The sequence below is a fragment of the Kitasatospora putterlickiae genome (genome assembly GCF_039527695.1).
GTDB classification, from domain to species: Bacteria; Actinomycetota; Actinomycetes; order Streptomycetales; family Streptomycetaceae; genus Kitasatospora; species Kitasatospora putterlickiae.
In genome coordinates this window covers 1-10175 of record NZ_BAAAKJ010000178.1, presented here as the reverse complement: position 1 = coordinate 10175, position 10175 = coordinate 1, and the positions used below count along the sequence as shown (strand labels likewise).

Below are 10175 nucleotides of genomic sequence, written 5' to 3'. Positions count from 1 at the left end.
CAGCCGCAGCCCGGTGGCCAGCTCGCCGACGCGGGCCTGCTCGGCGATCTGGGCACGGATCTGCTCGTACGGGGGAGTGGCCGAGGCCGGGTCGACGGACAGCTGCACGATGGGCTCCTGACGTTCGCGGTGTTCACCGCGGGAGAGGGGACGCGGGTACGGCAAAGCCCGAGGGCCGCCGACCAGAAGAACTCTGGTCAGCGGCCCTCGGGTGTGGCGCGGGGGCGCGTACGGGATCAGTGGTGGCCGTGGCCGCTGGTGATCTCGTGGTGCTCCTCGGCGGTCGGCTTGGGGATCTGGGCGCCCTCGCCGTAGAAGCCGCGGGAGAGCTTCGCCCGGGTCCGGGAGAGGATGCCGGCCTTGCTGGCCACACCGTTCTCGTCGGTCTCGGCCGGCAGCTCGTACGGCTGGATCTGCTCGTGCGCGGTGAGCTTGTGCAGGTCCTGCTGCGGGAGCTGGGCGTGCACCTCGATGAACTCGCCGTGCGGCAGGCGCTTGATGACGCCGGTCTCGCGGCCGTGCAGCACCTTCTCCTTGTCACGGCGCTGGAGGCCGAGGCACCAGCGCTTGGTGATGATGAAGGTGAGCACCGGCACCACGAACATGCCCACGCGGACGAAGTACGTGACGGAGTTGATCGACAGGTGCAGGTGGGTGGCGAACAGGTCGTTGCCACCGGCCGCCAGCAGGATCAGGTAGAGGCTGATCCAGGCGGCACCCAGCGCGGTGCGGACCGGAGCGTTGCGCGGACGGTCCAGGATGTGGTGCTCGCGCTTGTCGCCGGTGATCCAGCTCTCGATGAACGGGTAGGCGGCGATCGAGACCAGCACCAGCGGGAAGACGACCATCAGCGGGATCAGCACACCCAGGTTGAGGGTGTGGCCCCACATGCTGATCTCCCAGCCCGGCATGATGCGGATCAGGCCTTCGGAGAAGCCCATGTACCAGTCGGGCTGGGCGTCCGTGGACACCTGGTCCGCGCGGTACGGGCCGACCGACCAGATCGGGTTGATGGTGGCGATCGCCGAGATGGCGGCGATGATGCCGAACACCAGGAAGAAGAAGCCACCGGCCTTGGCCATGTAGACCGGCATCAGCGGCATGCCGACGACGTTCTTCTCGGTCTTGCCCGGGCCCGCCCACTGGGTGTGCTTGTGGTAGAAGACCAGGATCAGGTGCGCCACCAGCAGGCCGAGCATGATGCCCGGGATCAGCAGCACGTGGATGGTGAAGAACCGCGGCACGATGTCGTGGCCGGGGAACTCGCCGCCGAACAGGAACATCTGGATGTAGGTGCCGACCAGCGGGGTCGCCAGGACGGCGCCCTCCATGAACCGGATGCCGGTGCCGGAGAGCAGGTCGTCGGGCAGCGAGTAGCCGAAGAAGCCGTCGAACATGCCGAGGACCAGCAGCAGGAAGCCGAAGACCCAGTTGATCTCGCGCGGCTTGCGGAACGCGCCGGTGAAGAAGACGCGCAGCATGTGCACGAACATCGCCGCGACGAAGACCAGGGCGGCCCAGTGGTGGATCTGGCGGACCAGCAGACCGCCGCGCACCTCGAAGCTGATGTCGACGGTCGAGGCGTAGGCCTCGGACATCGGGAGGCCCTTGAGCGGCACGTACGAGCCGTCGTAGATGACCTCGCCCATCGAGGGCTTGAAGAACAGCGTCAGGTAGACACCGGTCAGGATGATGATGATGAAGGTGTAGAGGCAGATCTCGCCCAGCATGAAGGACCAGTGGTCCGGGAAGATCTTCCGCAGGTTGGCCTTGGCGAGGGAGTAGATCCCCAGCCGGCCGTCCGTCCAGTCGGCCGCGGCCTCCCACTTGTTCGCGGGCTTGGCGCGCGTGCTGGCCGGCTTGGCGGCGCCGGATTTGGTGCTGCTCGCACTGCTCATCGAGCACGCTCCCAGAAGCTCGGGCCGACGGCTTCGTCGAAGTCGCCGTGGGCGACCAGGAAGCCCTTCTCGTCAGTGGTGATCTTCAGCTGCGGCAGCGGGTGGCCGGCCGGGCCGAAGATGACGCGCGCGCCGTCCGCCAGGTCGAAGGTCGACTGGTGGCAGGGGCAGAGCGCGTGGTGGGTCTGCTGCTCGTACAGGCTGATCGGGCAGCCGACGTGGGTGCAGATCTTGGAGTAGGCGAGGATGCCCTCGAAACCCTTCTCCTTGGACGTCTCGTCCTTGATGTCCTCCGGCGCGATGCGCACCAGCATGAGGGCGTCCTTCGCGATGCGAACCTGGAAGTCCTCGTCGTGCGTGGTGAGACCCTCGGGCATCGCGAACACCAGGGAGCCCTGGATGATGTCCTCGGCCTTCATCGGCAGGTTGGTGTTCATGTTGATCAGCTGCAGCGGCTTGGCCTCGGTGGCCTCGTCCCAGCCGGTGTGCTGCAGCTTGTCCTCGGGCAGCGGGCCCAGGTCGCGGAGCAGGACCACGCCGGAGAGCGGGACCAGCGCCATCGAACCGATGAGGGTGTTGCGGATCATCTTGCGGCGGCCGAAGCCGGACTCGGCGGCACCGGTCCTGAACTGCTCGATGACGTCCGCGCGGACCTCGTCGTCGGCCTCGATCGGGTGGCGCTCGGCCGGGATCTCGTGGTCCGACATCAGGGTGCGGGCCCAGTGGACCGCGCCCGCGCCGATCAGGAACAGGGCGACGCCGAGGGTCATGCCGAGCGCGAAGTTCAGCGCGCTGACGTGGCCCAGCGGCCAGATGTAGACGATCTTGTCCACGTCGATGGCCACGTACGAGGCGATGAAGGCGACGGTGGCGATCATCGACACGACGAACATCAGCGACACCTGGCGCTCGGCCCGCTTGGCGGCCCGCTCGTCGATGTCGGTGCGGCGCGGCTCGTGGGCCGGCAGGCCGGGGTCGGCGAACGGGTCGCCGTGGGCGGCCACCTCGTGGTGCCCGGCGGAGCCGTGGGACTCCGGGAGCTTCTCTTCTGACATGTCGTGGCTCATGACTTCTTGGCCTTGGTGGTGTGGGCGGCGACCCAGATCGCGACCGCGATGAGCACGCCGAGACCGAAGATCCAGCCGAACAGGCCCTCGGTCACCGGACCGAGGCTGCCGAGCGTGAGACCGCCGGGGTTGGGCTCATCGTTGGTGGTGTGGCGGACGAAGGCCACGATCTGCTTCTTCTGCTCCTCGGGCATGATGCTGTCCGGGAACGACGGCATGTTCTGCGGGCCGGTCTGCATGGCCTCGTAGATGTGCTTGGCTTCCACGCCCTCCAGCGACGGGGCGTACTTGCCCTGGGTCAGGGCACCGCCCTGGCCGGAGAAGTTGTGGCACTGCGCGCAGTTGGTCCGGAACAGCTCGCCACCCTTGGCGAGGTCCTCGGGGTTGGTCGAGGTGACCTGGTCCTCGGTCGGCGTCACCGGGCCGGGGCCGAGCGAGGCGACGAAGGCGGCCAGCTGGTCGATCTCCGCCTGCGAGTAGATGTTCGGCTTGCGCGGCACCTGGGCGCCGGGCTGCTGGGCCGGCATGCGACCGGTGGCCACCTGGAAGTCGACTGCGGCGGAGCCGACGCCGACCAGGGTCGGGCCGTCGCTGCTGCCTTCGCCGTTCAGACCATGGCAGGAGGAGCAGCCGACGGCGAAGAGCTTCTTGCCCTCGTCGATCGCGAGCGACTGCGCGGCGACGTCGGCCTGCGCCTTGTCGGCGGGCGCGAACGCGGCGTACAGCCCCCCGGTTGCCGCCAGGGCGAGAAGTAGGACGACCAGCGCCGCCAGTGGGTGGCGCCGTCGTGCGGAGAGCTTTTTCACGGAATAACCCCGGTGTCAGGATCTGGTCGACTGGTGGGTGCACCCGGCGGCCGGTCTGGCCGGCACGAGGCTGCCTGTCTAGGGCTGCGCGCGCGGTCGGTCGGTGGGAGCGTCGGCACCGGCGAAATCGGGCCGTCGCCGGTGAGGGCGGGACCCGAGGCCGGTGGCCAGCGACCTGATCAGCTGGTTACTTGATCAGGTAGATGGTCGCGAACAGGCCGATCCACACGACGTCGACGAAGTGCCAGTAGTACGACACCACGATCGCGGCGGTGGCCTGCTCGTGCGTGAAGCGCTTCGCTGCGTACGTCCGTCCCAGGACCAGCAGGAAGGCGATCAGACCACCCGTCACGTGCAGACCGTGGAAGCCGGTGGTCAGGTAGAACACCGTGCCGTACGGGTCGGAGGACAGCGTGAGGCCGTCCTTCTTGACCAGCTCGGTGTACTCGAAGACCTGGCCGCCGATGAAGATCGCGCCCATCACGAAGGTGATGATGAACCACGAGCGGAGCTTCTTCACGTCCCCGCGCTCGGCGGCGAAGACACCGAGCTGGCAGGTGAGCGAGGAGAGCACCAGGATCGTGGTGTTGACCGAGGAGAAGGGCACGTTGAGGGCGTGCGCCTTCTCGGTCCAGAACTCCGGCCCCTTGACGGAGCGGAGCGTGAAGTACATCGCGAAGAGGGCCGCGAAGAACATCAACTCGGAACTGAGCCAGACGATCGTTCCGACGCTGACCATGTTCGGCCGGTTGACCGATCCGTGCGCGTGCCCGGTTTCTACTGCTGTTGCTGTCGCCACGACGGACATTATGTCGGTCCCTTATTCCGTCTTCACGCCGGGGGGTGTCCGTCGGAGTGTCCGGTGCGTGCGGTATGCCCCCCTGGCGCCCGACAGGCTGTCGGTACCCCCGCTGAGCAGCGGCGTGTCCCTTTTCTGACGGTTGCTCGAAGGCCCCTTCCGGGCCCTTCCCGGCGTGTCGCGGAGGGCCTTCGGGGCCGCCGGTAGTAAGGGGAGAGACCACCCGTCCGCCGTACGGGTGGTCTGTGCGGGCGGGGTGACGCGCCGTGCTCCGCCCGGACCAGTCGAGGGCGCGCCGGGTCGAGGAGGATCCGTCGGGAAGGGCTCGGCGACCGGTGATCGGGAGTAGCATCCGGGGAGAGGCGAACGTGGTCCGGATCACACGTGAGGGAGCAGGCCCATGGCGTACACGACCGACGAGACCTTGACCGTTCTCGTCTACAGCCACGACCGCACCACCCGCGAGCAGGTGCTGACCGCTCTGGGCCGCAGGCCCGCGGAGGACCTGCCGGAGCTGGACTACCTGGAGTGCGCGACCACCCCCGCGGTGCTCAAGGCGCTGGAGAAGGGCGGGGTGGACCTCTGCGTCCTGGACGGCGAGGCGGTGCCGGCCGGCGGGCTCGGGCTGGCCCGGCAGTTGAAGGACGAGATCTACGGCTGCCCGCCGCTGCTGGTGCTGATCGGCCGGCCGCAGGACTCCTGGCTGGCGGCCTGGAGCCGGGCCGACGCGGCGATCTCCCAGCCGGTGGACCCGGTGGCGCTGGCCGAGGCCGCCGTCACGCTGCTGCGGGCCCGGCTGGCCAAGCGGGCGCCCGCCACGCGCTAGCGGGCCGGGTCCCGGGGGCCCGCTGTCTCACGCCGGCGTCTCAGTACAAGAGAAGAAGGGTGAACGGCGGAGCCCCGGCGCCCCGCCGCTCGATAGGCTGAGTCCGTCCCTACGTCCTTCCCCGTCCGCGGGGAGCGAGAGCTGGAGTCGGTCATGGTGAACGTGCACCCTGCGAACGGCGGTAACGAGCCCGCGCAGGTGGTCCGCACCTGGCCGGACCTCCTGTCGGCGCTGCTGCGGGGGGAGGACCTCGACCGCTCGGCCACCGCGTGGGCGATGGACCGGATCATGAGCGGGGAGGCCTCCCCGGTGCAGATCGCCGGCTTCATGGTGGCGCTGCGGGCCAAGGGCGAGACGGTCGACGAGATCTCCGGTCTGGTCGACTCGATGTACACGCACGCCGAGCCGCTGGTCATCCCCGGCCCGGCGGTGGACATCGTCGGCACCGGCGGCGACCGGGCCAAGACCGTCAACATCTCCACCATGTCGGCGATCGTCGCCGCGGCGGCCGGCGCCAAGGTGGTCAAGCACGGCAACCGGGCCGCCTCCTCGGCCAGCGGCTCCTCGGACGTGCTGGAGAAGCTGGGCATCGGCCTGAAGCTGCGGCCGCAGCGGGTGGCCGAGGTCGCCGAGGAGGTCGGGCTCACCTTCTGCTTCGCGGCCACCTTCCACCCGTCGATGCGGCACGCGGGACCGGCCCGGAGCGAGCTCGGGGTGCCCACCGCCTTCAACATCCTCGGCCCGCTCACCAACCCGGCCCGGGTCACGGCGCACGCCATCGGCTGCTTCGACACCCGCCTCGCCGGGCTGATCGCCGGGGTGCTGGCGCGGCGCGGCGCGAGCGCGCTGGTCTTCCGGGGCGACGACGGGCTGGACGAGCTGACCATCACCACCACCTCGCGGGTCTGGGTGGTTCGCGACGGCGCCGTCACCGAGAGCTCCTTCGACCCGCGCGAGGTCGGCATCGAGCCGGTCGGCATCGAGGCGCTGCGCGGCGGGGACCCGGCGTACAACGCGGAGGTCGCGCGCCGGCTGCTGGCCGGCGAGCACGGGCCGGTGCGCGACGCGGTGCTGCTGAACTCGGCGGCCGCGCTGGTGGCGCTCGACCTGACCGACGCGCCGCTCGCCGAGCAGCTCGGTGCGGCGATGCGGCGCACCGCGGAGGCCATCGACTCGGGCGCGGCGCAGGATCTGCTGAAGCACTGGTCGGAGGCCACCTCCCGGGCGTGACACGGGAGTCGGGGCCCGGGGGAGAGACCTCCCCCGGGCCCCTTCGGCTGTCCGGGATGCGGACTCCTGTTTGACCGTCGGGCGCACGCGACCTAGAGTCTTCGCCAGGTCATGAGCGACAGCGTCAAGCCCCAGCTGGCTGTCCGGCAACCCTCCGTCCGTGGCGGGGTGCCCTGGGTGAGGACCGGGTCACGTGGCGATGGGTCCGCGTGGCAAGCGCGGACGCCGGACTGAACGCACCCCCGGGGTCCCTGACCCGTACAGGAGTGCATCCCCATGTCCCTCGCCACCTCCCTCCGCGCCCCGCTCCCGGTCCTCGGCCACGACGTCCAGGTCCCGCTCGCCAACGGCGAGAAGGTCGGCTACGCGGCGCTCGACTACGCCGCCAGCTCCCCGGCGCTCCAGCGGGTCTGGGACGACGTCGCCGCCTACGCCCCCTACTACGGCAGCGTGCACCGCGGCGCCGGCTACCTGTCGCAGCTCTCCACCGACCTGTTCGAGCAGAGCCGCCGCACCGTCGCCGAGTTCCTCGACCTGCGCGAGGGCGACCAGGTGGTCTTCACCCGCGCCACCACCGACTCGCTCAACCTGCTGGCCGGCGCCGTCCCGGCCGGGACCCAGGTGTTCGCCTTCGAGACCGAGCACCACGCCTCGCTGCTGCCCTGGGCGCACGCCGGCCTGCCCGTCACCTACCTGCGCGCCCCCCGCTCGCACGCCGAGGCGGTCGCCGCCTTCGACGAGGCGCTGACCGGGGCGCCCGAGGGCCCCAAGCTGCTCTGTGTCACCGGCGCCTCCAACGTCACCGGCGAGCTGTGGCCGGTCGCCGAGCTGACCCGGACCGCGCACCGCCACGGTGCCCGGGTGGTGCTGGACGCCGCGCAGCTGGCCCCGCACCACCGGGTCTCGGTGCGCGAGCTGGACGTCGACTGGATCGCCTTCTCCGGCCACAAGCTGTACGCGCCGTTCGGCGCCGGGGTGCTGGCCGGCCGGGCCGACTGGCTCGACGCGGCCGAGCCCTACCTGGCCGGCGGCGGCGCCACCCGCACGGTGGCCCGGGAAGCCGACGGCTCGGTGGCCGTGCAGTGGCACACCGGCCCGGCCCGGCACGAGGCCGGCTCGCCCAACGTCATCGGCGTCTACGCGATCGCCTCGGCCTGCCGGGCGCTCACCGAGGCCGGGTTCGACGCGCTGGAGGCCCGCGAGCGGGCGCTGGTCGCGCGGCTCAAGGACGGGCTGGCGGAGATCCCGGAGGTCCGGGTGCTGAACCTGTTCGGCGCCGACTCGGACCGGGTGGGCGTGCTCTCCTTCGTCGTCCGGGGCTGGAACAGCTCGCACTTCTCGGCCGCGCTGTCCGCCGAGTACGGCATCGGGGTCCGGGACGGCCTGTTCTGCGCCCACCCGCTCGTCCGCACCCTGCTCGGCGACGAGGAGGCGGCGCCCTCGGAGTGCGGTGCGCCGGAGCCGTCGCTGCCCGGTGAGCGCAGCCTGAACGCGATCCGGGTGAGCTTCGGCGCGGGCACCCCGGACGAGCACGTGGACCGGTTCCTGACCGCCGTCCGCGAGCTGGTCACGGACGGCGCGGCCTGGACCTACCGCAACGAGGGCGGCCGCTGCGTCGCGGACACCCGCCGCGCCGGCTGAGCGGCCCGCTCGGCGGCGCTACTCGTCGAGGCCGATCGAGAAGGCGGCCTCCAGGTCGTGCTGGGAGTAGGTGCGGAAGGCGATCTGGGTCTCGGTGTGGGCCACGCCCGGGATCTTGTTGAGCCGGCCGGGGATCACCTCGGCGAGGTCGTCGTGCCGGCGCACCCGCACCATCGCGACCAGGTCGTAGCCGCCGGTCACCGAGTAGACCTCGCTGACGCCCTCGATGGCGGCGATCGCCTCGGCGATCTCCGGGATGCGGTCGACGCTGGTCTTGATCAGGACGATGGCGGTGATCACGGTGGCGTACTCCTTTGTGAGGTGCCGCCAGCGTATCGGGCGTCGACGGCACCGTCGCGGGGGCGGGTGGGCCGGGGACGGCGCCTGGTGAGGGTGCAGGCGTAGAGGAACCCGGCCGCGAAACCGATCACGTGCACCAGGTACGCCACGCCGGGCCCGGCGGAGTGCACCGCCGACTGCACCGACCACCACTGCAGGACGAACCAGAGGCCCAGCACCAGCCAGGCCGGGAAGCGCAGTGGCAGGAAGAGCATCAGCGGGACGAGCGTGGTGACCCGGGCCCTCGGGTGGAAGCGCAGATAGGCGCCGAGGGCGGCCGAGATCGCCCCGGAGGCGCCGATCAGCACCCGGGTCGAGTCGGCCGAGTGCGCCTCGGCCAGCGCGAAGCCGTAGGTGGTCAGCGCCCCGGACGCCAGGTAGAAGAGGAGGAACCGGGAGCGCCCCAACCGCCGCTCCACGGTCGGGCCGAAGACGTGCAGGAAGAGCAGGTTGCCGAACAGGTGCAGCCAGCCGCCGTGCAGGAAGAGCGCGCTGAGCACGGAGAGCGCCGGGTGCTTGCCCGGGGTGGGCGCGGCCGGGCAGCCGGGCACCGGGTCGGGGGCCTCGGTGAGCTGGTCGGCGGTCAGCGGGTGCCCGGTCAGCAGCTCGGCGGGGACGGCCCCCCAGCGCTGCTCGTAGCGCTGCTCCGCGCAGACCCGGCTCTGGCCCCGCCCGTAGAACGGGTTGAGCCCGGCGGCCGGCCCGAGCAGGAAGACCGCGGTGTTGAGCGCGATCAGCGCGTAGCAGACGGCCGGGGCGGTGCCGGCCGGCCGGCCGCGGCGCGCGCCGGTGGGGGCGGGGAGGGCCGGGATCGCCATGGGCCCCAGCATCCCCCCGGCGGGCAGCGGGCACCGCGCGGTTGCGGCAGGTGGGCTACGGAGGGGGCCGGTCGGCCGGTGGCCGTGAAGGTTGCCCCAGGCAATAGGCTTGGGGCGGGCATTCCCGCCTCCCGCCGCCGACGCCGGGGCTCCGGGGGGAGCGCCTGAGCCCATTCAGGGACCACCCGAGAGGACCCCCGATGACCGTCCCCGCCCTGACCGCCGAGACGCGCTGGCGCTGCACGCTCTGCGGCAACCTGACCCGCTTCGACGTGACCCGGACCGCCCGGGTCACCGAGTTCCTCCACTTCGACCTGGCCGGCGAGTCCAAGATCGAGGAGACCCAGGTGCTCAGCGAGACCGTCGAGTCGGTGCGCTGCCGCTGGTGCAACGCGGTCGACCAGGTCGAGCTGGTGGCCCGCCCGGGCGCGGCCGACGGCGTCGAGGCCCCCGAGCAGGCCTGACCGCCTGATCCGTGCGGCGGGCGGCGCGGGGCGTGGCCGGTCGCCGCACGGGACAATACAGAGAGAACGCACGGAGTGTGACGGGGGCGGTGGCCGGGGGCCGTACCCCGCTGGACCAGGATCGGAGCCGAGGACGTGGTGGACGCAGCGAAGGAGCCCGCCGGGCCGCAGGGGCGGCAGCCCGCTGTGGACGCGCAGGCGCCGGACGCGGCAGGGGCCGCCCCCTCCGGCACCGGTGCCCCGGCCGAGGCGGCCGCCGGCGAGGAGTCCGGCGGCGGTGACGAACC

At 71.4% G+C, this 10175-nt stretch carries 10 protein-coding genes and 1 riboswitch; of the genes, 4 read left to right on the top strand and 6 right to left on the bottom strand.

Annotated elements, in window-relative coordinates; translation table 11 throughout:
- Positions 1-236: 236 nt before the first annotated feature.
- The 4 genes from qcrB to ctaE form a co-directional block, all read right to left on the bottom strand.
- Complete coding sequence (gene qcrB, locus ABD308_RS17960; RefSeq protein ID WP_344335588.1) at positions 237-1898, bottom strand: cytochrome bc1 complex cytochrome b subunit; 1662 nt, start codon at positions 1896-1898, stop codon at positions 237-239.
- Positions 1895-2953: a cytochrome bc1 complex Rieske iron-sulfur subunit gene (qcrA, locus tag ABD308_RS17955; RefSeq protein ID WP_344335585.1), complete on the bottom strand. Its 1059-nt coding sequence runs from the start codon at positions 2951-2953 to the stop codon at positions 1895-1897. Before qcrA ends, qcrB begins: the two co-directional genes overlap by 4 nt.
- Positions 2954-2961: 8 nt before the next feature.
- The gene (gene qcrC / locus ABD308_RS17950) at positions 2962-3771 is read right to left on the bottom strand and encodes a cytochrome bc1 complex diheme cytochrome c subunit (protein WP_344335584.1); all 810 of its coding nucleotides are present in this window, start codon (positions 3769-3771) and stop codon (positions 2962-2964) included.
- Positions 3772-3958: 187 nt separating this feature from the next.
- On the bottom strand, positions 3959-4579 hold the full coding sequence (gene ctaE / locus ABD308_RS17945; RefSeq protein ID WP_344335583.1) for an aa3-type cytochrome oxidase subunit III: 621 nt from the start codon (positions 4577-4579) through the stop codon (positions 3959-3961).
- 391 nt (positions 4580-4970) lie between these two features.
- Here ctaE and ABD308_RS17940 point away from each other — a divergent pair, with 391 nt between their 5' ends.
- The 3 genes from ABD308_RS17940 to ABD308_RS17930 all read left to right on the top strand — a co-directional run bounded on the left by ABD308_RS17940 (position 4971) and on the right by ABD308_RS17930 (position 8267).
- The gene (locus ABD308_RS17940) at positions 4971-5396 is read left to right on the top strand and encodes a hypothetical protein (protein ID WP_344335580.1); all 426 of its coding nucleotides are present in this window, start codon (positions 4971-4973) and stop codon (positions 5394-5396) included.
- Positions 5397-5549: 153 nt separating this feature from the next.
- Positions 5550-6626 (top strand): anthranilate phosphoribosyltransferase, encoded by a 1077-nt coding sequence (gene trpD, locus ABD308_RS17935; RefSeq protein ID WP_344335578.1) that lies wholly within the window; start codon positions 5550-5552, stop codon positions 6624-6626.
- 107 nt (positions 6627-6733) lie between these two features.
- Positions 6734-6851, top strand: a riboswitch (SAM riboswitch).
- Positions 6852-6902: 51 nt separating this feature from the next.
- Positions 6903-8267 carry an aminotransferase class V-fold PLP-dependent enzyme gene (locus tag ABD308_RS17930; protein WP_344335575.1) on the top strand — a complete coding sequence of 455 codons (1365 nt, stop codon included), beginning with the start codon at positions 6903-6905 and terminating at the stop codon, positions 8265-8267.
- Positions 8268-8285: 18 nt separating this feature from the next.
- Here the strand turns inward: ABD308_RS17930 and ABD308_RS17925 are convergent, their stop codons facing one another.
- Together ABD308_RS17925 and ABD308_RS17920 are read right to left on the bottom strand one after the other, a co-directional pair.
- Positions 8286-8567: an Lrp/AsnC ligand binding domain-containing protein gene (locus tag ABD308_RS17925; RefSeq protein ID WP_344335573.1), complete on the bottom strand. Its 282-nt coding sequence runs from the start codon at positions 8565-8567 to the stop codon at positions 8286-8288.
- Entirely contained in the window at positions 8564-9424 is an 861-nt protein-coding gene (locus tag ABD308_RS17920; RefSeq protein ID WP_344335570.1) for a rhomboid family intramembrane serine protease, read from the bottom strand. Before ABD308_RS17920 ends, ABD308_RS17925 begins: the two co-directional genes overlap by 4 nt.
- Positions 9425-9624: 200 nt before the next feature.
- Between ABD308_RS17920 and ABD308_RS17915 the strand changes: the two genes are divergently transcribed.
- A complete protein-coding gene (locus ABD308_RS17915; RefSeq protein ID WP_344335567.1) occupies positions 9625-9888 on the top strand; it encodes a hypothetical protein in 264 nt (87 codons plus the stop codon).
- Positions 9889-10175 lie beyond the last annotated feature (287 nt).